At 61.0% G+C, this 22655-nt stretch carries 19 protein-coding genes and 2 pseudogenes; 12 read left to right on the top strand and 9 right to left on the bottom strand.

Going from position 1 to position 22655, the window contains the following annotated elements:
- Window position 1 precedes the first annotated feature (1 nt).
- Entirely contained in the window at window positions 2–817 is an 816-nt protein-coding gene (locus IB256_RS23495) for an ABC transporter ATP-binding protein (protein ID WP_192404253.1), read from the bottom strand.
- A gap of 139 nt (window positions 818–956) precedes the next feature.
- Between IB256_RS23495 and IB256_RS23490 the strand changes: the two genes are divergently transcribed.
- Complete coding sequence (locus tag IB256_RS23490) at window positions 957–1679, top strand: GntR family transcriptional regulator (protein ID WP_318653573.1); 723 nt, start codon at window positions 957–959, stop codon at window positions 1677–1679.
- A gap of 250 nt (window positions 1680–1929) precedes the next feature.
- Here the strand turns inward: IB256_RS23490 and IB256_RS23485 are convergent, their stop codons facing one another.
- Together IB256_RS23485 and IB256_RS23480 are read right to left on the bottom strand one after the other, a co-directional pair.
- Complete coding sequence (locus IB256_RS23485) at window positions 1930–2478, bottom strand: arsinothricin resistance N-acetyltransferase ArsN1 family B (RefSeq protein WP_192404249.1); 549 nt, start codon at window positions 2476–2478, stop codon at window positions 1930–1932.
- A gap of 7 nt (window positions 2479–2485) precedes the next feature.
- Window positions 2486–2623, bottom strand: a pseudogene (locus IB256_RS23480) (arsenical resistance protein ArsH); the annotation flags it as partial.
- A gap of 253 nt (window positions 2624–2876) precedes the next feature.
- Here IB256_RS23480 and IB256_RS23475 point away from each other — a divergent pair.
- The 3 genes from IB256_RS23475 (at window position 2877) to IB256_RS23465 (ending at window position 4082) form a co-directional block, all read left to right on the top strand.
- Window positions 2877–3215, top strand: coding sequence for a response regulator (locus IB256_RS23475; RefSeq protein WP_192290379.1), 339 nt, complete (start codon window positions 2877–2879; stop codon window positions 3213–3215).
- Between the two features lie 228 nt (window positions 3216–3443).
- Window positions 3444–3689, top strand: coding sequence for a hypothetical protein (locus tag IB256_RS23470; RefSeq protein ID WP_192209981.1), 246 nt, complete (start codon window positions 3444–3446; stop codon window positions 3687–3689).
- Between the two features lie 117 nt (window positions 3690–3806).
- Window positions 3807–4082, top strand: coding sequence for a hypothetical protein (locus IB256_RS23465; RefSeq protein ID WP_192209982.1), 276 nt, complete (start codon window positions 3807–3809; stop codon window positions 4080–4082).
- 72 nt (window positions 4083–4154) lie between these two features.
- Here the strand turns inward: IB256_RS23465 and IB256_RS31060 are convergent, their stop codons facing one another.
- Entirely contained in the window at window positions 4155–4313 is a 159-nt protein-coding gene (locus IB256_RS31060) for a hypothetical protein (protein WP_401086891.1), read from the bottom strand.
- Window positions 4314–4602: 289 nt separating this feature from the next.
- Here IB256_RS31060 and IB256_RS23460 point away from each other — a divergent pair, with 289 nt between their 5' ends.
- Window positions 4603–4812 carry a cold-shock protein gene (locus tag IB256_RS23460; protein ID WP_192209983.1) on the top strand — a complete coding sequence of 70 codons (210 nt, stop codon included), beginning with the start codon at window positions 4603–4605 and terminating at the stop codon, window positions 4810–4812.
- Between the two features lie 65 nt (window positions 4813–4877).
- Here the strand turns inward: IB256_RS23460 and IB256_RS23455 are convergent, their stop codons facing one another.
- Window positions 4878–5786: a slipin family protein gene (locus IB256_RS23455; protein ID WP_192319023.1), complete on the bottom strand. Its 909-nt coding sequence runs from the start codon at window positions 5784–5786 to the stop codon at window positions 4878–4880.
- 569 nt (window positions 5787–6355) lie between these two features.
- On the opposite strand from IB256_RS23455, the gene IB256_RS23450 reads away from it, so the two are divergent.
- Window positions 6356–6505 carry a lmo0937 family membrane protein gene (locus tag IB256_RS23450; RefSeq protein ID WP_192209985.1) on the top strand — a complete coding sequence of 50 codons (150 nt, stop codon included), beginning with the start codon at window positions 6356–6358 and terminating at the stop codon, window positions 6503–6505.
- Window positions 6506–6558: 53 nt separating this feature from the next.
- Here IB256_RS23450 and IB256_RS23445 read toward each other — a convergent pair whose 3' ends face one another.
- Window positions 6559–7065 (bottom strand): hypothetical protein, encoded by a 507-nt coding sequence (locus IB256_RS23445; RefSeq protein ID WP_192290377.1) that lies wholly within the window; start codon window positions 7063–7065, stop codon window positions 6559–6561.
- Window positions 7066–7274: 209 nt separating this feature from the next.
- Here IB256_RS23445 and IB256_RS23440 point away from each other — a divergent pair, with 209 nt between their 5' ends.
- A complete protein-coding gene (locus tag IB256_RS23440) occupies window positions 7275–7517 on the top strand; it encodes a hypothetical protein (RefSeq protein WP_192290376.1) in 243 nt (80 codons plus the stop codon).
- Window positions 7518–7960: 443 nt separating this feature from the next.
- Window positions 7961–16471: a GH36-type glycosyl hydrolase domain-containing protein gene (locus tag IB256_RS23435; RefSeq protein WP_192404247.1), complete on the top strand. Its 8511-nt coding sequence runs from the start codon at window positions 7961–7963 to the stop codon at window positions 16469–16471.
- Window positions 16472–16478: 7 nt separating this feature from the next.
- On the opposite strand, the gene IB256_RS23430 is transcribed toward IB256_RS23435, so the two are convergent.
- The gene (locus IB256_RS23430; RefSeq protein WP_192319026.1) at window positions 16479–17216 is read right to left on the bottom strand and encodes a Crp/Fnr family transcriptional regulator; all 738 of its coding nucleotides are present in this window, start codon (window positions 17214–17216) and stop codon (window positions 16479–16481) included.
- Between the two features lie 46 nt (window positions 17217–17262).
- A complete protein-coding gene (locus IB256_RS31055) occupies window positions 17263–17712 on the bottom strand; it encodes a hypothetical protein (RefSeq protein WP_412547972.1) in 450 nt (149 codons plus the stop codon).
- A gap of 61 nt (window positions 17713–17773) precedes the next feature.
- Here IB256_RS31055 and IB256_RS23420 point away from each other — a divergent pair, with 61 nt between their 5' ends.
- Window positions 17774–18058 carry a hypothetical protein gene (locus IB256_RS23420; RefSeq protein WP_192290374.1) on the top strand — a complete coding sequence of 95 codons (285 nt, stop codon included), beginning with the start codon at window positions 17774–17776 and terminating at the stop codon, window positions 18056–18058.
- 353 nt (window positions 18059–18411) lie between these two features.
- Here the strand turns inward: IB256_RS23420 and IB256_RS23415 are convergent.
- A pseudogene (locus IB256_RS23415) lies at window positions 18412–18596 on the bottom strand (arsenical resistance protein ArsH); the annotation flags it as partial.
- A gap of 271 nt (window positions 18597–18867) precedes the next feature.
- Here IB256_RS23415 and IB256_RS23410 point away from each other — a divergent pair.
- From IB256_RS23410 to IB256_RS23400, 3 genes are all read left to right on the top strand, one after another.
- Window positions 18868–19488, top strand: coding sequence for a tyrosine-type recombinase/integrase (locus IB256_RS23410; protein ID WP_192290373.1), 621 nt, complete (start codon window positions 18868–18870; stop codon window positions 19486–19488).
- A gap of 605 nt (window positions 19489–20093) precedes the next feature.
- Window positions 20094–20483 carry a response regulator gene (locus IB256_RS23405; protein ID WP_192290372.1) on the top strand — a complete coding sequence of 130 codons (390 nt, stop codon included), beginning with the start codon at window positions 20094–20096 and terminating at the stop codon, window positions 20481–20483.
- An 822-nt stretch (window positions 20484–21305) separates the two neighbouring features.
- Window positions 21306–22445 carry a hypothetical protein gene (locus IB256_RS23400; protein WP_192404245.1) on the top strand — a complete coding sequence of 380 codons (1140 nt, stop codon included), beginning with the start codon at window positions 21306–21308 and terminating at the stop codon, window positions 22443–22445.
- The last annotated feature ends 210 nt before the right edge of the window (window positions 22446–22655 follow it).

Raw genomic sequence — 22655 nt, 5'->3', positions numbered from 1 at the left:
GTCAGTGGGGGATGTCGATGCTTAGCGGCGAGGCGGCCATGACCTCGCCAATGCGGGCCATCAGCTCATTGCGGTAGTCGAGGAAGGCCGGCAGTCGCCGGGTTTCCAGATTGCTGCGGGGACGCGGCAGGTCGATGGCCAGCTCGCTGTGGATGCCCCCCGGCGCGATGTTCATCACCACCACGCGGTCTGCCAGGAACACCGCTTCGTCGATGTCGTGGGTGATGAACAGCACCGTCTGCCCCAGGGCGGCCCAGAGCCGCAGGGTCTCTTCGTTCATCGCGGCGCGGCTGATGGCATCGAGCGCGGCGAATGGCTCGTCCATCAGCAGCACCTCGGGCTCCAGCACCAGGGCGCGGGCGAGGGAAACGCGTTGCTGCATGCCGCCGGACAACTGGCGGGGAAGCTGCTGCGCGGCATGCTCCAGGCCCACCAGGCACAGGTACCGGAGCGCGCGCTGGCGCTGCTGCGCGGCATCGCCCTGGCCGGCGAGCCTGAGGCCGAAGCGCACGTTCTCCAGCGCGCTCAGCCAGGGGAAGAGTTGCGGGCTCTGGAACACGTAGCCCAGGCGCGGCAGTTCCGGGCGGGTTGCCTCGCCGTGCACCAGCACCTGGCCGGCACCGGGTTTCTGGAAGCCGGAAAGCAGGTTGAGCAGGGTGGTCTTGCCGCATCCCGAAGGACCGAGGATGGCAACGAACTCGCCAGGCCGCGCGCGCAGGTTCAACCCACTGAAAACGGCGTGCCCGTTCGGGTAGGCGAATTCGACGTCCTGCACGCTGAGCGCATCGGGCGGCAGGTAAAGTTCGGGGTGGGGCATGGCAAGCGGCATCGAGTCATCTAGAATGGAGGATGCCTGGCATAATACGTATTAATACAAGTTATCCCAAGACTGAATGGTCATAACCTTAGAAGCGAAGCGCCAGCGCTCGGCTTCATTCCAGCGGATCGGTAACCACGTGACTCTCCAGCGAGCAAGTACCACGTCTCTCTACGAACAGATCGTCCAGCAGCTGCTGCAGGAAATTCAGCGGGGCGACTACGGCGCCGACGGCAAGCTGCCATCCGAGGCGGAGCTGATGGCGCGCTTCGACGTCAGCCGCGTCACCATCCGACTGGCGCTCGGCAAGCTGGAGGAGGAGGGCATCGTCGAGCGCAAGCAGGGCAAGGGCACCTTCGTGGCGGCGCAGCAGGTGAGGCATAACCTGGATGCCTTGCGCAGCTTCCACGAATCGCTGCTGCTCCAGGGGCTGCACCCGACGATGCACATGCTGGGACATGCGCATTGCGCGGTGCCCGAGGATGTCGCCGGCCTGTTCGACGGTCACTGCGTGAAGGTCGAGCGCCTGCACCTGGTCGATCAGGAGCCCATCGCCTACGCCTGCAGCTATTTGACCGATGAACTGCGTGCAGTGGACTGGGAGGAGATGGCCGAGGTGCCGCTGTACTCGGTGCTCGAGCGCGTGACCGGGCGCGCGGTGATGCGTGCGGACATGGCCATCCGGGCGCGGGAAGCGGACAAAGCGCTGGCTGGCCATCTTGGCGTGAAGCGGGGGACGGCGCTGCTGGTGATGGAGCGGACGTCCTGGTTCGACGACGACAGCTGCTGCGACCGCTCGACCTTTTTCATCCGCCCCGAGCGCTATGCCTTTGTGCTGAGCGGCGTGTTCAAGACACGGTGACGAGGGAGCAACGTGCCCCTTCTGCCCGAGCCGACAGAGCGGCAGGGGCGAAAGATTGATGCATGACTGGCCCATCATGCCGATATGCCGCGGTTACGGCTTGGCGCGCTGCGTGTGATGACGGCATCGACACGCTGCGGAGCCCAGCTTGTCATGAGCTGAGAGGCTTCACGAGAGAAGCAGGCGCGTTTAGTCGGCTCGGGCCTCTAGCAGGAAAAGCTAGAGGCAGCTACCGACCCATTGCTGCCGCTCAGCGGGTGATTTCCGGGTATCGACAGGGATCGCTGGGCGAGTTGCTCGGCGTACCGAGTTCCAGTCGCCAATAGCCCACGTCGTGCCACTGGCCCAGCTTGAAACCGACCTGCGGGAGGGTGCCGATGTGCCGGAATCCCAGCCATTCATGCCGGCCAACGCTTCCGGCGTTGGGCAGCGCGATGCCGGCATAGGCAGCGTTGAATCCCTGCTTGGCAAGAATGGGAAGCCGCGCTGCGTTGAGACTGCGACCCACTTCAGCACGACGCTGCTCACCCTCTGCTATGTAGACGGTCACATCTACTGTCCATCGGCATGCGGCGCGCGCCCTGTGCTGGCTGGCGTAGGCGTAGCCAACCAGGCGCCCAGCGCGCTCTGCAACAAGGTACGGGTAGTTCTGCAGCGTCGTGACGATGCGCTGCCGCATCTTCTCGATTGTCGGCGGTATCTCCTCGAAGGAGATTGCCGTATTCGCCACTATGGGGGAGTAGATGAGTTGGATTGCCGGCGCGTCTTCAGGGCGTACTTGTCTGATTTCGATGGGCATGGCGACCTCAGATCGAGCGCTGAGTCACGCGGGCGGAAAGCTGCTCGGCGCTCTCCTTGCGCTCCGAATAACGATCCACCAGGAAGTCCTGGCGATCGCGCAGCAGCAGGGTGAACTTCACCAGTTCCTCCATCAAGTCCACCACATCTGATTTGGCTGATCTACCCACGAGTTACTTGCTCCTTCACTTAGACATCTCAGGCGTCATCTTCTGAGCCCCTAGGCTCGGATGAGAGACCGCCATCTTAGATGGGCGTCAATCGCTCCAAGACGGTAAGCGGCTGATGGTGGAAACCCTAACTATTTCCACCACACGTCGGCAAAGTGACGAGTAACGCGGATAAGGTGAACGTACGCGAGACTGTGCCTTCTACCGCTGCACACAGAGGAGTTTAGGCATGGAAACGCTCAGAGGCCCGCTCACGAAAAACGTCACATACGTGCTCGTCCTCGATGATGATTCGACTCTGGCGAGAGTTCTGGGTCTAGCGATGGAAGACTATGGAATCCCCGCGATCGTTCTTGGAAATGCCGATGACGGGCTCGACTGGATCAATACTAATCCTGGCCAACTAGCCCTCTTGCTTACTGACATCTCAATGCCTGGAGAAATCGACGGCGTAGAACTCGCGCGTCAAATTGCAGAAAGATCCCCAGACATCCCGGCGGCTCTTGGAGCAGAGACTTCCCAACGCATAGATTTCTCGACAAGCCATTTGATTTCACGGCGCTCATGACCACTGTAGAAGAGGCTCTAGCGCCTCAACACTGAGCGAACAGCTCGCGTGCGCGTGACAACGCCGATGGATCTGCCGAGCAGTTATCGGCAGTCAGTGCGGTCAGTGAAGGGTAGGGAGATCAGTGTCTGTCGCGTTCTCGACCCTTGGTCGAATAACCGAACCATTGAGAGCTATTCAGCGGTATCAGGAGGATAGTGGGTTATCCCCTGAAATTGTGAGGCTCCCATGAACGAACGTGCATTCCCCGGTTACGACACGTGGAGCCTAGCCAAGATGAATGGCGACCACGCATTAGCCTTTATCGCAGTGCAGGACCAGTATGAGGGCTCGACGCCGAGTTTTCACTTGGTCTATGGGTTGTCCTGCTTTGGTGTGATGTCCCAAGCGTTTGCCGCAGCAGAAAAAGCTCTGGCAAAGATCACGCGCATCAATCGCCACGGCGAGCCGGTATTCAGCTCGCCAGATTGCTGACGCAACCTACCAATAGCTCCGCTTAGGGGCATACAGTCGCAAGCTGTCTTCCCTGCCCGCAGGTCCCCGCGGGCTTTTAGTTCCCGCCCTAAGAGAGCTTTCACTTAGGAGACCGGCATGACCGATACTACTGTCTCGGCGCTGCTTTATCGCCTCAATGAGAATATCAACGCCATCGGTGCAGCAGCAGAGGAGTTGGCAATCTGGATCGAGCAACGCGGTTCCACCGAAACAGCCTTGGCGGCTAAAAGCCATCTCGATGTGCTGGTTAGCAATGCTGACCTGATCGCGAATGGATTGGCGGAATTGATTGCGAGGGAGGCGAAGACCAAGAGCGATGTGCGGGCTTGGCGGTGCAGGTCGAGGACTTGCAAACCGGCTGGGATCTGGTGATGCCGAATGGTTTGAGGAGTAGCGGTCACACGGTAAAAGCCGCATCTTCCGATGCGGTTTTTTTCAAAAACATCAGGCGGCTGAATTTTTCGCCTTGCCAATCGTCCACTCGCTCCGTTTGTATGGCTCCTTACGGCCATGCCTACCGGCGGGAATTTCTTGGATTTCTCCGCCTTTGGAAAGGAACGCTGCGATTTTCTTCTCCAGATCCGAACGCGCAGTTTCTAACATTGAATAAGACATCATGTCACCTCAGGCGATGAGCCACCAGGTTGGTGACTAGCATTCACTATACGCATATCTCGTGCTCATCCCCGACCGTCTGCCAGATATCTGCATATTTTTTAAATTGCCTATCTATTCCTTGCAGAACCTGTATGGTGAGTCTCCTGCCTGCTCGGTTTAGCGGCACCGATTGATGTTTTGTCTTCTGGATTCTCCATCTTTGCGGCCCCTCTTCACTTCGCATCCAGTCATGTCTCGCATATCGCATGGCATGATCATTATTTGGAGATTCATCATGACTACTCGTCAAACTGGTATCGTTAAATGGTTCAACGCTGAGAAAGGTTTCGGTTTCATAACCCCCGAAAACGGCGCAGATGTTTTTGTTCACTTTCGCGCGATCGAAAGCAGCGGATACAAAACGCTTGATGACGGTCAGCAGGTCAGCTTTTACGTGACCAACGGGCCCAAAGGTCCTCAGGCTGATCAAGTGCAAGCAATGTAATCTGCGCAAATAAAAAGCCCCGCAAATGCGGGGTTTTTTTTCCAATGCCCCGTCCTGAATAAGGTTTACACCTTTCCCCTTATTGCAGCATTGACTCGCGGACTCTTATACGAAGGTTCGTCGCCGACATCAGTCGCACCGGCCTGGGTGGCCACGGCTGTGGCGACGGCAACGGTCGGATTCATGCTGTCGATCATGGCGCTGGGAATGAGGATGGTGGTTCCGCGCTCCTTGGTGGTCTCGTAGATGATGTTCATTGCGCGCAACTGCAAGGCAGTAGGCTGACCGGCATAGATAGTGGCCGCTTCCACGAAACGTCCGGCGATTTCCGCTTCTGCGGAGCCTAGGATGATTCGCGCCTGCTTCTCGCGTTCGGCCTGCGCCTGGCGTGACATGGCGTCCTGCAATGCTACCGGGATGGCCACGTCGCGGATCTCCACCGAGCCGACGGTGACACCCCATTCCTGAGTCTTTTCACCAATCTCGCGGCACAACTGCTGATCGGAGCTGCGTCGATCGGATAGCAGCGCGGCCAGCATCGACGAGCCGATCACTTCCCGCAGAGAGGTCTGTGCTACCCGGTCGATGGCCTGCCGGTAGTCGGTGATCGCCAGTGCCGCTTTGCGGGCGTCGTGCACGTGCCAGAAGATGATGGCGTCGACGTTCACCGGCACTGTATCGCGGGTCAGTGCCTGCTCGGCATTGAACGCCGTGGTCTGGATTCGCTCGTCGATCACAGCGACGACGCTGTCCAGGACCGGAATGATCATGAACAGTCCGGGCCCGCACACGCCTTGCAGGTTGCCTGCGCGCAACACGACGAATTTCTGCCAGGTATTGGCCATCTTGAGGGACAGCGAGACGACCAGTGCGCACACCAGCACAACGATGCCCACAACCGTGTGGCCAAAGTAGATGAGGACGGCCCCCATGGCTGTCAGAACCATGACAATGAAGAGGGTGATGGGGTTCATAGTGTCCTCCTGCATTCAAGTGCAACGCTCATTTGAAGATTGCGTCTTAGGCGTTCGTCTGTCTGTGCGCTAGACCACTGGAGCAATCCGCTGGGAAGGTCCCCGCGAGCACTGCCGGTCTTTGTGAGGGGCTAAGCGCGCTTGCGCACCGACGCCAGGAGTTGCGACCTGCCATGGTTGCATTCCGTCGACAGCGAGCTGGCCTGGTGTTTCGGTACGTCCTGGCGACCAGCAGTGATCGGCTCACCAGAGGTCGCCATGAAAAGACAACCGGGAACAGTTCCGGACAGCCCATCGCCAGCCGGTGGTGGTGTCAGGCCCACACTGCCGGGCGGTGAATATGGCTCTCCCGCCGAGCGATATTCATTTCGAGATCGCGACAAGAAACAGCCGACGCTGCCTCCATCGGTTAACCCGGCCGAAGCACCATCACAGGCTCCGCACCAGTCTCCGGTCGATCCCTCGGAGGAGTAGTCCCCACCGAACGTGCGATGGCGCACGGACGGCTATCCGGCCTGGCTGGCGAATCAGGTCATCGAGTGCCGCAAGCCGCAGTAGGAGAAATCATCATGCTGGAAACCGTTGTTGTTTGCTTGCTCATCCTCTGGGCGCTCGGGATGTTCACCGCCTACACCCTGGGCGGCTTCATTCATGTTCTGTTGATCGCGGCAGTAGCAATAGTGGTGATGCGTATGCTCCAGGGACGACGGCCATCCTGACGCTGTTGTCCGTCCGCTGCCCGGAGTCGGCCGCTGCGTCGTCATGTGCCAACTCAGACCAGGCTGATGTCCATGTGCGCACCGACTCCGGGTGCTCTTTCGATGATGTCGAAGGCGCGCAGGGTTTCGCGCGCCGAGCGGGTCTCGGCAAGCAGAACGACATTTCCTGGCAAGAGGGTGTACCCGAAGGGATGGTCGTCCTGGCTGACGTTCGCCGACGCGCCGATTGCCGCGCCCACCAGCCCTCCCACGACAGCACCCCAGCCCAGCAATTCGAATAGCGGCGAGCCGCCGAAGAGACCTGCTCCGGCGTTCGTCATGGCGAATGCGAACAGCGCACTGACCAGCAGGCCGAACAGCGTCCCGACGGCAACGCCCTTGATGACCTGCCTGAAGGGGCGCCGCTTCGCGCGCAGGCGCCCGGAGGGCACCAGTTCCTGGTTGTCGAATATGCGCACTCGGTCCAGACGAATGCCCAACCCCAACAGGTCCTGTTTTGCGCAATCGGCCTGTGATCGTCGGTTGAACACACCTGAGACCTGATGGCAGTAGCGGGTCATGGTTGCTCTCCTGGCATGCGACCTTTCGAACCAGTTTCCAGCATCCGCGAAGCCAAGGCGTCGGTCCGTCTGTTACCGCACGTACCGGTGCCCGTTATTGGATGACCAGCGCAAGTGGGCTACCGCACCGACAACCTGGTGAAAGGTTGTCATTGTCGCTCCCTCCACACTCTGCATGGTGCAGGAGTGGCAAGCGCGGCGAGGCGACCATGAACCAGACAGGCAAGCAAGGCCCCCATGGCGGGGCCGCTGATCCCAAGGGGAAGACTCATCCGCCCGGCAGGCGCAACGAAGCGCCGCGTCTGCCGGGCTCAGATAACGACGTCAATCCGAAGACCAGAGCGGAAGCGATACTCCAGCAATCGCTGGAGGTCGATTCTGCTGGAAAGCCCACCCATCGACCGGAGAAGGGCACGAAGCCCAGCCGCGCCGGAGCTGTTCATGAGCAGTGATGCGCCATCGATGGATGACTACAGAAAGCGCAGTGTGGCGGCGGGTCTACGGCGCCAATGGCGGCATGCGGTGATTCTCTGCAAGAGGGCATGGCGTCAGCTGTCCATGACGACACACTCCGTGCCGCAGGTCAATCGCCGGACCAGGGTGAATGAAACGCCGGTGGTTCGGCGCAAGCCGCGTCGTTGATCGTGCAACTGCCGGTTACGATGGAGGTCACCAGAGCCGAGCATCAAACGGCCCTTACCTTAAGTGCGCAACCGCACCGACGTCGTAGTCCTGGTCTGCGAAGGTTGCAGTCAGACATGCCTCACGGCTTGCGGTGATAAAGGCAGCCTCTTCAGGACTCGCCGGGTACCGACAGACGCGGCTTGCTCTGTACGTGCCACCCTGACGCTCGTGTCGGCCGGCCAGGTTTCCGCTGCACTTCCGGAGCAATGCCATGATGTCGCTCCATTTCCGGGCCTTGCGCCTCGACCGATCAAAGCCTCCCTGGGACAGTCTGGCACCGGTTCGAGAAGAACTCTTCGGCATCGAACGGCTCGAACAGCACGCGCAGAGCCTGGCCCTGGCACAACAAGTGACGGATACGCCAAAGCGTGTACTGCCGTTGCATGTGCGCCTGGATGACAACTCCCGTGTCCTGCTGGCTGCCTACCGGGCTAGCGCTGTCGAGTTGGAAAGGGGCAATGGTGTGGTACCGGCTGCCGAGTGGCTGCTGGACAATTACCACATTGTCGAAGAGCAAATCCGCGAGGTCCACGACGACCTGCCGCCTGGCTACTACCGGCAGTTGCCCAAGCTGGCCGATGGGCCGTTCGCCGGCTACCCGCGCGTCTTCGGGCTGGCCTGGGCCTTCGTGGCGCACACCGACAGCCACCTCGATGTTGAACTGCTGCAGCGCTACATCCATGCCTACCAGCGGGTCCAGCCGCTGACTATTGGCGAGCTGTGGGCGGTAGCGATTACCCTGCGCATCGTCCTGATCGAGAACCTGCGGCGCTTGGCCGAGCAGATCAGTGCCGGGCGCATAGCCCGTGCCGATGCCGATGCCCTGGCCGAGCGTCTGCTCTCGCCAGGGCACGCTCGTTCGGCACTGGAGGCGGATATCGCCGCGCGCTCGACCGGTCCGCTTTCCGAGGTGTTCTCGGCCCAACTGGCCAAACGCATGCGCGACCAGGACCCGCGCACGACACCGACACTGGGTTGGCTCGAAGACCGCCTGCACGAACAGGGTGTCAGCGTCGAGGCGGCGGTCCAGCATGCGCAGCAGCGCCTGGGCGCCTCCAATGTCACTGTGCGCAATGTGATCACTAGCATGTGCCTGATCTCCGATATCGACTGGGCACAGCTGTTCGAGAATGTCAGTCTGGTCGACGCGCGGCTGCGCGACGGCAGCAACTTCGCTGCCATGGACTTTCCCACTCGTAACCTCTATCGCAGCGCCATCGAACAGTTGGCGCGCGGCTCGTGTCTGGACGAGCTCCAGGTGGTCGATCACGCCCTGGAGGCTTGCCGTCAGGCCGTTGCCGAACATCCGGACGGCGAAGACTCCCGCCGTGAATTCGATCCCGGATTTCATCTGATTGCTGAAGGTCGCCCGACGCTGGAGCGCGCCATCTGCTTCAGCCCGACGCTGCACCTGCGCCTGAATCGCTTCAGCGTGCGCCTGGGCATGGGCGGCTACATCGGTGCCATCGGCCTGCTCAGCCTGGTGCTGCTGGGATTCGTATCGCATCTGCTGAATCAGCCTGCGTTCTCCTGGGGTTGGATGCTGGCCTTCCTGGCCTGCCTTTTCGTTCCGGTGACCGAAGTGGCCACGGCACTCATCAACCGCTTGGTGACCTGGAGCTTTGGCGCGATCACGCTGCCTGCGCTGGAACTCCTGGCCGGCGTGCCACGGGCGTTGCGCACCGTGGTGGCGGTGCCGACCTTGCTGACCACCGAGGCCGATCTGCTGGAGCAGATCGAGCGGCTGGAGGTCCACCATCTGGCGGGTATCGGCGGTGACCTGACTTTCGTGCTGATTCTCGATGGCGTCGACGCGCCACAGGAGGTCCTGCCCAGTGATGCACCGCTGCTCGATGCTGCGGCTGCGGCCATCGAACGCCTGAATCAGCATTACGGCCCAGGGCCCGGCGGCCAGCGCTTCTTCGTGCTGTTTCGCAGGCGCTGCTTCAACTCTGCCGAGGGCTGTTGGATGGGCTGGGAGCGCAAGCGCGGAAAATTGCATGAACTGAATCGGCTATTGCGCGGCGCCACCGATACCAGCTTCGTGGCGATTGCCGGAGAGCCGCCGCGAGTGCCGAGCGAGGTACGCTTGGTCATCACCCTCGACGCCGATACCCGCCTGCCCCGCGAGGCGGCTCTGCGCCTTATCGGCAAGATGGGCCACCCGCTTAACCAGCCGCGCTTCGATGCCTTGCAGCAGCGAGTGATCAACGGCCACGCGGTACTCCAGCCGCGGGTGACGCCATCGCTGCCGATGGGCGGGGAGGGGTCGTTGTACCAGCGCGTCTTTTCCGGCCCGGCAGGGATGGACCCCTACGCGGCGGCGGTGTCGGACGTTTATCAGGATCTGTTCGGCGAAGGCTCCTTCACCGGCAAGGGGATCTATGACGTCGATGCCTTCGAGCGCGCGATGGCCGGTCGGGTCGCGGACAATCGACTGCTCAGCCATGATCTGTTCGAAGGCATCTTCGCCCGCGCAGGGCTGGTGTCGGATGTCGAGGTCGTTGAAGAGTCGCCGTCGCGCTTCGATGTGGCGAGCAGGCGCATGCATCGCTGGACCCGCGGCGACTGGCAGCTATTGCCGTGGATGCTCGGCCACTGGCGCGGGCCGCAGGCGATGCCGTTGATCGGCCGCTGCAAGATGCTCGACAATCTGCGACGATCGCTGGTCGCGCCCTTCGCCCTGTCCGGCCTTCTGCTCTGCTGGTGGTTGCCATTGCCCCAGGCGCTGCTGGCCGCGATGTTGGTCATTCTGACCCAGGCGATCCCCCCGTTACTGCCGATCTACTGCGCATTGCTGCCAGCGCGCTCGGGTGTTCGAATACGCAGCCACTTCGCCATGCTCGGTGCCGACTTCCGTCGTGCGTTGCTGCAGATCCTGCTGTCGCTGGCCTTTCTGGCAAACGATGCCTGGAGCATGGTCGATGCCATCTTGCGCACGCTTTGGCGGATGTACGTCAGCCAGCGCAACCTGCTGCAGTGGACCACCGCCGCACAGTCCTCACGCAAGCCGCGCCCCGGCTGGCTCGGCAGCTATCGGCAGATGGCCGGCGGGACGGCCCTCGCCGCATCGGCCGGCATCACCGGGTTGGTATTGCATCCGGCGAACTGGTTGCTGATCCTGCCATTGACCCTGCTCTGGTTAGGCGCGCCTCTGCTCGCGTTCTACAGCAGCAGGCCCACGCAGCCGGCGCGCCGTTCAGGCCTGGAAGAGGATGACGCAACTGCACTGCGCCTGGGCGCACGGCGGACCTGGCGCTTCTTCGAGACCTTCGTCACACCGGCGGACAATCTGCTGCCGCCGGACAACTTCCAGGAGCAGCCCAGGCCTGTGCTGGCTCACCGCACTTCACCTACCAATATTGGCCTTTACCTGCTGTCCGCGGTGGCCGCCCGCGATTTCGGTTGGGCCGGCGGCCTGCAGACGCTGGAGCGCCTCGAAGGCACCCTGGCGGTGCTGGAGAAGCTGCCGCGCAGCCACGGCCATTTCTTCAACTGGTACGGAACCCACGACCTGCGTGCCCTCGAACCGAGGTACCTGTCCTCGGTGGACAGCGGCAACCTGGCTGGGCACCTGATCGTGCTGGCCAACGCGTGCGAGGAGTGGCGCGCCAGCCCGCTGGTGGTGGAAGCGCGCCAGGGCCTGCTCGACACCCTGCATCTGGCACGGCAAGCCGTCGCAAGGCTTCCGCTGGTAGAAGATGTCGCGTTGCTGCAGGTGAAGGAGGACGTGCGGGTGATTCACCGGGCCCTCACCGGCCCACAATCGCTCGACGCCTTGCTGCCCGCCCTCGGGCACCGCGCGGAAAAGGCCGTGCGTTGCGTCGCGGGCCTCGCGCGGGCTGGCGAGGAGGGCGACGACCTGTCGTTCTGGTTCGACGCACTGTGCAGGGCCTTTGCCGAGCACAGCCGAGACCGACGGCATGGCCATGAAAAGACAGTGGACCGTCGCCTTCAGGCCCTGGCCGATACCTCACGGCGGCTGGCACTGGAAATGGATTTCGGTTTCCTACTCAACCAGGAGCGCCAGCTGCTGTCCATCGGCTATTGCGTGGACAACAACCGCCTGGACCCGAGTTGCTACGACCTGCTGGCCTCCGAGGCACGCCTGGCCAGCCTGTTCGCCATCGCCAAGGGCGACCTGCCGACCCGCCACTGGTTCCGCCTGGGCCGCACGGCCACGCCGGTGCCCGGTGGCTCGGCGCTGATCTCCTGGTCCGGTTCGATGTTCGAGTACCTGATGCCCTCGTTGGTCATGCGGGCGCCGGCCGGCAGCCTGCTGGAACAGACCAACCGCCTTGTCGTGGCGCGGCAGCAGGCCTACGGCGCCGCGCTGGGAATCCCCTGGGGCATCTCCGAATCGGCCTACAACGCCCGCGATCTGGAATTCACCTACCAGTATTCGAACTTCGGCGTGCCGGGACTTGGTCTCAAGCGCGGGTTGACCGAAAACGTTGTCATAGCGCCCTATGCCACGGCGCTGGCGGCCATGGTCGATGCGCAAGGGGCGCTGCGCAATTTCGATCACTTGACGGCTGTCGGTGCGCTCGGCCGCTATGGCTTCTACGAGGCTCTGGACTTCACCCGCTCACGCCTGCAGGACGGGGAAAGCGTCGCCATCGTCCGCAGTTTCATGGCCCACCACCAGGGCATGAGCATCGTTGCCATCGCCAATACTCTGCTGCACGGGCGCATGCGCTGCCGCCTGCATCGCGAGCCGATGATCCAGGCCAGCGAACTGCTGTTGCAGGAGCGCGTCCCGCGCGACGTGGCGCTGGGGCATCCCCGCGCCGAGGAAGTTGCGGTAGCGCCCAGCGAAACCATTGACGATGCGTCCACGCTGCGCCGAGTCGATGCAGTGCTCGATGGGCCGCCGATCACTCATCTGCTGTCCAACGGCCGCTACGCATTGATGCTGACTGCCAGCGGTGGCGGCTACAGCCGCTGGGGAGATATCGCAGTGACGCGCTGGCGCGAGGATGCTACCTGCGACGACTGGGGCAGTTTCATCTTCCTGCGCGACCTGCAGAGCGGCGCACTGTGGTCGGCCACGGCGCAGCCTGGCGGACAACCGGTGGAGAATGGCGAGGTACTGTTCGACGAGGACCACGCCGAGTTCATCCAGCGCGACGCCGCGCTGCTGACCAGCCTGGAAGTACTGGTGTCCGGGGAGGACGATGGCGAGGTGCGGCGGGTGTCGCTGACCAATCATGGTCGCCGTGCACGTGAAATCGAACTGACTTCCTATGCCGAAGTGGTGCTGGCAATGCCGGCAGCCGATGGCGCGCATCCGGTGTTCTCGCGGATGTTCGTACAGACAGAATACCTTGCCGAGTTCGGCGCCCTGGTCGCCACCCGACGCCTGCGCTCGCCGGACGATCCGTCGATCTGGGCGGCCCATTTCGCAGTGGTCGAGGGCGAGGTGATCGGCGAGATGGAGTATGAGTCCGACCGCGCCCGCTTCCTCGGCCGTGGTCGAACCCTGCGGGAGGCGCAGGCAGTTCTGGGCCACCGTGCCCTGGGCAACTCCCAGGGCAGCGTGCTCGATCCGATCTTCTCCCTTCGCCAGCGCCTGCGGGTGGCGCCGGGCAAGGTTGCACGGGTCGCATTCTGGACACTGGTAGCCAGTACCCGGGACGCCTTGCTTGACCTGATCGACAAACACCATGAACGCAACGCCTTCGAACGCGCCAAGACCCTGGCCTGGACCCAGGCCCAGGTGGAGTTGCACGACCTGGGTATCGATGCCGAGGAGGCCGCCGATTTCCAGCGCCTGGCGGCGCCGATTCTCTATGCGGATTATCGCTGGCGGGCACCGCAGGAAGCCCTCCGGCGCGGGGCGGGGCGCCAGTCCGGGCTCTGGCCGCTGGCGATTTCCGGAGATTTGCCGATCGTCCTGTTGCGCATCGACGAAGTCGACGATCTGTCGCTGCTGCGGCAACTCCTGCGTGCCCGCGAGTACTGGCGGATGAAGGGCCTGGACGTCGACCTGGTGATCGTCAACGAACGAGCCTCGTCCTATGTCCAGGATCTGCAGACAGCTATCGAAACGGCCGTACGCAGCAGCCCCTCGCGTCAACGCAAGGAAGGCGAGGCCTTGCGGGGTGCCGTGTACACTTTGCGTGCCGACCTGATGACCGTGGAGGCAAGGGCACTGCTGAACGCCGTGGCGCGGGTCAACCTGCTGGCGCGCCGCGGCTCCATCGCTGCCCACCTGGAGCGCCTGCCGCCGGTCCAGCCGCGGCCGTCTGCCGCCCTGCACTCACCGGTGGCCTTGCCGCTGGTGCCCGCGACCGAGGGAGCGAGCAGTGATGAGCCGCTGGAGATTTTCAACGGGCTGGGCGGCTTCGCGCTGGGCGGGCGTGAGTACCACATCGCTCTGAACAATGGCCACATGACCCCGGCGCCGTGGATCAATGTGATCGCCAATCCAGCGTTCGGCTTCCAGGTCTCGGCGGAAGGCAGCGGCTACACCTGGGCCGGCAACAGTCGGGACAATCAGCTTAGCCCCTGGTCCAACGACCCGGTCATCGATCCTGCAGGTGAGGCTTTCTACCTGCGCGACGAAGACAGTCTGGCAGTCTGGGGCGTTACCGCCCAGCCGATCCGCGACGCAGGCTTGTACCGCGCCGCCCATGGTTTCGGCTACAGCCGGTTCAGCCACACGGCTCACGGTATCGAGGCGCAGCTGCTGCAGTACGTGCCGCTGGAAGACCCGCTGAAGATATCGCGGCTGACACTGCGCAATACCTCCGGCCGGCCGCGCCGGCTATCGGTGACAGCTTACGTGGAATGGGTACTGGGTACCGCGCGCGGAGCCTGTGCCCCTTTCATCCTGACGGGGGTGGATGTCGACAGCGGCGCGCTACTGGCACGTAACCCATGGAGCATCGCTTATTCCGAGCGGCTGGCTTTCGCAGACCTGGGCGGGCGGCAGAGCAGCTGGACCGCCGATCGCAGCGAATTCATCGGTCCTGCCGGTAGCCTGTCGGCTCCTCGGGCGCTGCTCGGCACCACGGCGTTGTCGGGCGCCAGCGGCGCTGGCTTCGATCCTTGCGCTGCCCTGCAATGCATCGTCGAGCTGGGCGTCGGCGAGTCCGTGGAAGTGCTGGCGTTGCTGGGGCAGGCCGGATCGAACGAGGATGTTAGTCGACTCGTGCTGCGTTACCGCAGTCTTGATCTCGATGCAGTGTTGGCCGACGTGACCCGGTATTGGGAACAACGGCTTGGCGCGGTTCAGGTCCGCACGCCCGATCGCGCCATGGACTTGATGCTCAATGGCTGGCTGCTCTACCAGACCCTGTCGTGCCGCATCCATTCCCGATCGGCGTTCTACCAGGCCAGCGGTGCTTATGGTTTCCGTGACCAGTTGCAGGATGCTCTGGCGTTGTCGTTCGCCTGCCCAGAGCTGACCCGCCACCACCTGCTGCGGGCCGCCGGGCGCCAGTTCGTCGAGGGCGATGTGCAGCACTGGTGGCTGGAACAGACGGGGCAGGGAGTGCGCACGCGAATCTCCGATGACCGGGTCTGGTTGGCCTATGCCTGTGCCAGCTACATCGAGTCATCCGCGGACCTTGCGGTGCTCGACGAAATGCTGCCTTTCCTCGAAGGGCCACAGCTGAATCCTGGCGAGAGCGATACGTTTTTCCAGCCGATGCTTGCGGAGGAGAGCGCCTCGCTGTTCGAACACTGCGCTCGGGGCCTGGACCGGTGCCTGGAGATGACCGGCGCCCACGGCCTGCCACTGATGGGGAGCGGAGACTGGAACGACGGAATGAACCGTGTGGGCGTCGGCGGCCAGGGCGAAAGTGTGTGGCTCGGCTGGTTGCTGTTGCATACCCTGGAGCGCTTCGCTGCCCTGGCCGAGGGGCGGGATGAGGTACGGTCCGTGCGCTGGCGAAAACATTCGGCGGCGCTGCAACTGGCCTTGGAGGAGCATGGTTGGGACGGCCAGTGGTATCGCCGGGCGACCTTCGACGACGGCACCTGGCTCGGTTCGGCGGCCAGCGACGAATGCCGGATCGATTCCATTGCCCAGTCCTGGGCAGTGCTCTGCGGCGGTGCGAATCCCGAGCGTACAGCCACTGCCATGGCGTCGCTGGAGCGCTGGTTGATCCGTCAGGATGAGGGGTTGGCCTTGCTGTTCACTCCCCCCTTCGATCAATCAGCACATGATCCCGGGTACATCAAAGGCTACCCGCCGGGCCTGCGCGAGAACGGCGGGCAATACAGTCATGCGGCGATGTGGAGCATCCTGGCGTTTGCCCGTCTCGGTCAGGGCGACAAGGCGGCCGGGCTGTTCTCCCTGCTCAACCCGATCAACCACACGCGCACGGCGGCAGAGGTTGAGTGCTACAGGATCGAACCCTATGTCGTCGCCGCCGATGTCTATTCCATTGCCCCCCATGTCGGGCGTGGTGGCTGGAGCTGGTATACCGGCTCCGCTGGCTGGATGTACCGAGCGGGGGTGGAGGGAATCCTGGGGCTCCGGCGCGAGGGTGCAAGTCTGGTCATCGATCCGTGTATCCCGCTGGACTGGCCGGGGTTCGACGCCAGCGTAACGGTGGATGGTTGCCATTACAGCATCGTCCTAACCTCGGCCGGGAAGCACTGCCGCGGCATCCAGCGCGCGCTTCTGAATGGCTGTTCACTGGTCTGCGGCGAAAGCCCTGTGCGGGTGCCGCTGGCGGTTGGCGAGCATCGCCTCGAGCTGTTCCTGTAAACGCGTGTCACCCCGCCGTATGGCCTGGACGACGGGGAACGTAGGGTAGCAAGCGGTCGGTTTCCGCCTTCACCACCGCGTAGCACTCGCAACTCAATACCTCCAGGCGCGAGCGGTCCAGCACGGTGATCCGCCCCCGGCTGTACTCGATCACACCTTGCTTCTGCAGTTTGCCGGCCGCTTCGGTGACGCCCTCTCGCCGCACACCGAGCATGTTGGCGATGAGCTCCTGGGTCATGATCAGCTGGTTGCCGGGCAGGCGGTCGAGGGACAGCAGCAGCCAGCGGCAGAGTTGCTGGTCGATGGAGTGATGGCGGTTGCAGACAGCCGTCTGGGCCATCTGAGTGATCAATGCCTGGGTATAGCGGAGCAACAACTGGAGCATGTCGCCGTGGCGGCCGAACTCGTCCTTCATTCGTTGCCCTGCGAGCCGGTAAACGCTGCCGGCGCTTTGCACGATAGCGCGGCCGGGGGTGCTCTCGCCGCCCATGAAGACGGCTATACCGACCAGCCCCTCGTTACCGACCACGGATATCTCGGCCGATGCACCACTTTCCATCACGTACAAAAGCGAAACGATGGAGTCGGTGGGGAAGAACACGTAACGCATCGCATCACCGGGTTCGTAGATCACCTTGCCCAGTTCCAGGCGTTGCAGCTCCAGATGGGGGAAGAGGCGCTCCTGAACCTCTCGGGGGAGTGCGGCCAGTAAATGGTTCTGCGCGGGGGAGGGAGTCTCTCGCATGGCGGCCTCCTCACGGGGCGTATCGCGACTACTCAAGCATACAGTTTCAGGCCTTTACCGGTGGTGCAAAGTTCCCTATCGCACAGACCGGGCTCCCGCTGGCGCGCAGTCTGGAGCTTGCGGCGGCGGATGCTGATCTGGCGCTTTGTACGACCAAGTCATCGCATCTTTTCAGGGATTTTCCATGAACATTGAAGATGGCGATTCCTTCAGTATGTACGAGGGCCATAACGGCGTAGCCGCCGATGACCATTCCTGTCTCGGCCCCCAATTGCTGAGCGCAGATACGCTCATCGAGAGTGACATCTGCAACTTCGAGGACGAAGGTCTTGGCGGCCTCAAGAAAATCATGCTGTATTCGCAAAGTAGGTAAGTTGCCTGCGCCGGGCTGTCGTTCGGCGGATTCCTGGAGATGGGAGAAAAACAGTTTGCAATTCCATGGAGTCTCTTGAGGCTGGATACGGTGAACAAGCGCTTCGTGCTTGATGTTGACCAAGACCGCCTCAGCAGCGCACCGAGGTTCGACTAGGATGATTGGCCGGACATGCAGGCCCGACATGGGGCGGGATATACATGCTTTATATGAAGCCCGGCCGATTGAGCTGTCATTCCCCAACAATCTCGAAGTATCGACGAGGAATCTCGGGCGAGTTGCCCGGATCACCACGATCCAGTCGCCAATAGCCGACGTCGTGCCATTGGCCCAGATTGAAACCGACTTACTGGAAGGTGCCGATGTGCCGGAAGCCCAGCCGCTCATGCAAACCGACGCAATCCGCGTTGGGCAGCGCGATGTCGACAGAGGCAGCGTTGAATCGCTGCTTGGCGAGTATGTGAAGTAGCTTGCTGTAGAGGTCGCGGCTAACCTCCGCGCGTCGCTCGCTCTCCGCAATTATAGACAGTGACATCCACTTCCGAGCGGTGTGTTGCTCGGGCCCTGTACTGGCTGGCGCAAGCTTAGCCAACCAGACGCCCATCGCGCTCCGCGACAAGGTAGGGTAGGTCTGCTGGGGCGTGACGACGCGCTCCCGTATCTCCTCGCCGCTCGGCGGCAGCTCCTCTGGGGGTCGCCGTGCCGGTCACAACCGGAGCACAGATGGCCTGGATAGCCGCAGCGTCCTCGGGGCCGGCGTCTCTGATTTCGATTCTCATGGCGGCCTCAGATTGGGCGCTGACTCAGGTGGGCGGAAAGTTGCTAGGCGCTCTCCATGCGTTCCGAATAACGATCCGCCAGGAAGCCCTGGCTATTACGCAGCAGGGTGAACTTCACCAGTTTTTCCATGACGTCCACCACGCTATCGTAGTAAGCCGACGGTTTCGCACCCCCGCGTCGTCGAACTCCAGGTAGGCCTTGGGTACCGAGGTTTGGTTGGGAATGGTGAGCTTTTCGCTCGACGACGGACCCAAACTGGAATGGAAACAGGCCGCTCCATTCTTGCTGGGTCATGCTGATTACCCCAGGGGGCGATCGATGAGGGGAGTATCAGCGGCGAATCTGAAAGTAGTCTGAAGTCGCTGAGAGCCAGCGGCGGTGGAAACGAAATATCCAGCACGCGCGTTATAAGGGCATTCCACCCATAGGGCTTGGCCGAAGCTCTTTTGGAGCTAGGAGCGATGCACCCTATTCCTTCACTCATGTGGAGGACGAATCATGGCCACACACAAAACGAAAGCTTTCGAACCTTGGAACAAGGGCAAACTGGTCGGCCAGAAAGCACCGCTGAGACTCAGGGACATTTGGGCTATCAGAGTGCGACTGGAAATCGCAAACAAGGAACGTGATCTGGCGCTGTTCAACCTCGCCATCGACAGCAAATTGCGAGCCTGCGATTTAACGAAGCTGCGCGTCAGAGACATCGCTCACGGTGATCATGTATCGACGCGTGCAATCGTCATGCAACAGAAGACCCAGCGGCCGGTCCAGTTCGAAATCACCGCCCAGACGAGAGCATCAGTTGAAGCTTGGATCAGTGCCGCCCACCGTCGCAACGACGATTTCCTTTTTCCCAGTCGTGCTCGACATTCGGCGCACATATCCACGAGGCAGTACGCCCGCATAGTGAAAGCTTGGGTAACGACAATCGGTCTCGACCCCACGCTCTACGGAACCCATACGCTTCGTAGAACCAAAGCATCGCTGATCTATCGCAGAACGAAGAACCTGCGTGCGGTTCAACTGCTGCTAGGCCATACGAAACTGGAGAGCACCGTTCGATACCTCGGGATTGAGGTGGACGACGCTCTAGAAATGGCGGAGCAAACTGAGGTTTGACCTTTTCTCCAGGTTGGCGCCGGGTTTCGAGCCGGCGCCTCTTTGAGTCAGCTAGCGACCCATAGCTGATATCGACAGGTACTAGGTGACACGCCCTTAGGCCCTGTGTTCAACCAAATCGATTGCAGAATCAGAGATAAGGGGGGAGTGTGACCTCATAGCGCCCGAGTTTTGGCGGAAATCCCTTCCCCCGTTCGGTCGTCAGCCGAGGACGGTATGGATGATCGACGATTCACCTCTGGTCTAAACATCGCTACGTGCTTTCTGAGGATGTTGGCGGATGAGCTCTCTACAGAAGCCGCCCCATCTGATCCCCCCTTTTCTGCTCAGCGCTTCAACGAGCTTCGGCGCAACATTGAGTGCTGCGTATTTATTTTGGAGAGCCTACAAGCGAGTCACGGGCATTCACCTGGCATTCAAAAGCAGCCTGAAATTACCCACAGCTCTGGATGGCTCGCAGCGAGAGGTCAGAGTACTGGCGTAAACCTGATTTGGCTGAGCTACCCATCAACTCCACCGTGCGTCGGATAAAAAACGGGTAACGCGAATAATGTGAACGTAGGCGAGGAAGTGCCTTCTACCGCTGCACACGCAGGAGATTAGGCATGGAAACGCTCCGAGGTCCACCCACAGAATGCGTCACATACGTACTCATTCTTGATGATGATTCGACTCTTGCCAGAGTCCTGGGGCTGGCGATGGAAGATTACGGAATCCCCGCCATCGTTCTTGGAAGTGCTGATGATGGACTCGCGTGGATCAATGCAAATCCAAGTCAACTTGCCCTCTTGCTCACTGATATCTCAATGCCAGGAGAAATTGACGGCTTGGAGCTAGCGCGCCAAATAGCGCAGAGATCCCCAAGCATCCCCATTATCATTATGTCAGGCGGCTATTGGAGTAGAGACTTCCCGGCCTACCGCTTTCTCGACAAACCATTTGATCTCACGGCACTCATGACCACAGTAAAAGAGGCTCTTGCTCTTCCACACTAAGCGAGTGGATCGCATGGGCGCCTATCCAAGTAGTTTGAGTAGTTCCTCGGGGGGCAGCCGTCTGTTCTGCGCAAGGTCACGACGATACAGCTCTATCACCTGGCTCGCTTAATTCATTGGTTGAATGCCTGCTTGCTTTGCCGCATGGCACAGCTCTGACCAGACTTTATGCCGAAAGAGGGACCCAGCCTCCTCGCGAGACATCGAAGCAGGAATTAGCAGTCTGATCTGTTCGCGTAAGGAGGGAGTCAGCTCTAGGAAGGCTAGGATTGCGAGCTCGATCATTTCACGTTCGGTGTCTTTCATGACTGCTGTCCGGAAGCAAAAATGAAAGTTAAGCGATTGTTTGGGCTGGTCTTCCACGGTTGCGGCGTCTACAACGACCAAGGCCTTTTCAACATAGCTCAGCATCGGAAAATCATCACCAGCTACGCCGCAGAAGAAGCTATGAGCTGCTACGACAGTCCGCTAGTGGCCGGATGCTGCCTCCAGCGAGAGGCCGCTACCGACCCATTGCGGCCATTCGTAAAAGGCGGCTATCGGCCAAAAGCGGTCATTTCGAGTGCCTTCGAAAGTAGACTGATTCACTTTTGAGGTGGTGACTTTTACGAGTCTTGCGTGAGATCTATCGGTTAAAATTGCGGACACGCTTGCTGACGATAACTCTGGTTCCAGAGGGCATGAGAAGCGGGTTAATAGCCATCTCAAGTACTGCTAATGAGCGTTATGGATTCCCGATACGATAGATTGAGCCCGCGAATAGGACTGCTTCATCAGCATGCATCCGACCTAACAACCGCAGAACGGGCACAGTGAGGGACTATGGCACGCAAGTGGCTGAAGCAGGAACGGCGGACAAAGGAGGAGCTTTTCGATGCCTTGGTGCGAAACGCTTTAGGTTTCGTCAATACCTCCATCGACCACCTACAGCAAAAACCCAAGAATGCCATTGTCGATCTGTACACGGCGATCGAGCTGTTCCTGAAAGCCCGACTGATGAAAGAGCATTGGACACTCATGCTCGCGAAGCCCGAAACCGGTGACCTACAAAACCTTGCCGTGGGAGATTTTCTGTCGGTCTACCTGGATGACGCGCTGAAGCGAATCCAATCGATTCTTGGCGAGAAAATCGACCAGGATGCTTCCGACAACTTCAAGGCCCTTGGCGAGCACCGCAATCAGATCGTCCATTTTGCCCACTCAGGCATGGATAATCCGAGTAAGACACAAGCCGGCGTGATTGTGGAAACGTGGGCATCCTGGCACTACCTCCATGCACTATTGACCGGTCCTTGGGAGGCGGTATTTCAGCCCTACTCAGTGGAACTCCAGGTGCTCAACCAACGCATGATGCGTCAGGGCGACTTCATCAAAGCCCGATTCGAGATCCTCAAACCCCAGATCGAAATCCAGGAAAAGAAAGGCAACAAGATCGTTACCTGCGGTCATTGCCACATGTCTGCCGCAATTGTCGGCGAAACCCATTCATGGGGTACCGACTACACCTGCATGGTTTGCGGGGTTGATGACACTGCAGTGGAAGAGTGCAACGCAGAATTACCCTGCCCCGGCTGCAATGCTCCGTTTAAATTCTTTCAAAAGGGTCTGCATGCCTGTCCTGCCTGCGGCCATCAAATTACCACCGACATCCTGATAGACCTCTGCACCAAACAATTTCCCGAGGGCGACGACTGGTGCGAGGAAGGCCACGTCCACATCGCATCCTGCCACAAGTGTCAGCACCCTCAACCCTCGGTATTTTTCATCGAGGGCATGTGGAGTTGCGTATCGTGCTTCGACCGTGGCTGGGGAGCAGTCGCGTGTGAGAGATGCGATGAATTCGTCACAGGTGACATGGAAAGAATCAAATACTTTGCCTGCCACAAATGTGAGCCCGACGTGAGAAAGGGTCTCTTGGGTTTGGCCGAGCCCGCCGAGAGCCCCACTGCTGAAGGCAGCTAAGGAATAACCGGTCGTGCACAATCGAAGGAGAGCCTTGATTGGGGTGTCCAGCGCTTGCGCACCCGATGCGAGCGCATCCAGCTCACCTGACCAGCATTGTATTGCCTGCCAAGCGCAGCAGCCTTGCAGAATGGGGCTGGCAATCCACCCAGAACAGTCGTCCATTCCATGGTGGTACAATGCCACTCCCAGCGGCCTCAGCTCTCGTAT

Source organism: Pseudomonas sp. PDM17 (assembly GCF_014851985.1).
Taxonomy (GTDB): Bacteria; Pseudomonadota; Gammaproteobacteria; order Pseudomonadales; family Pseudomonadaceae; genus Pseudomonas.
Note: the sequence above shows the minus strand (reverse complement) of the source record. Positions and strands in the feature narration are given on the sequence as shown.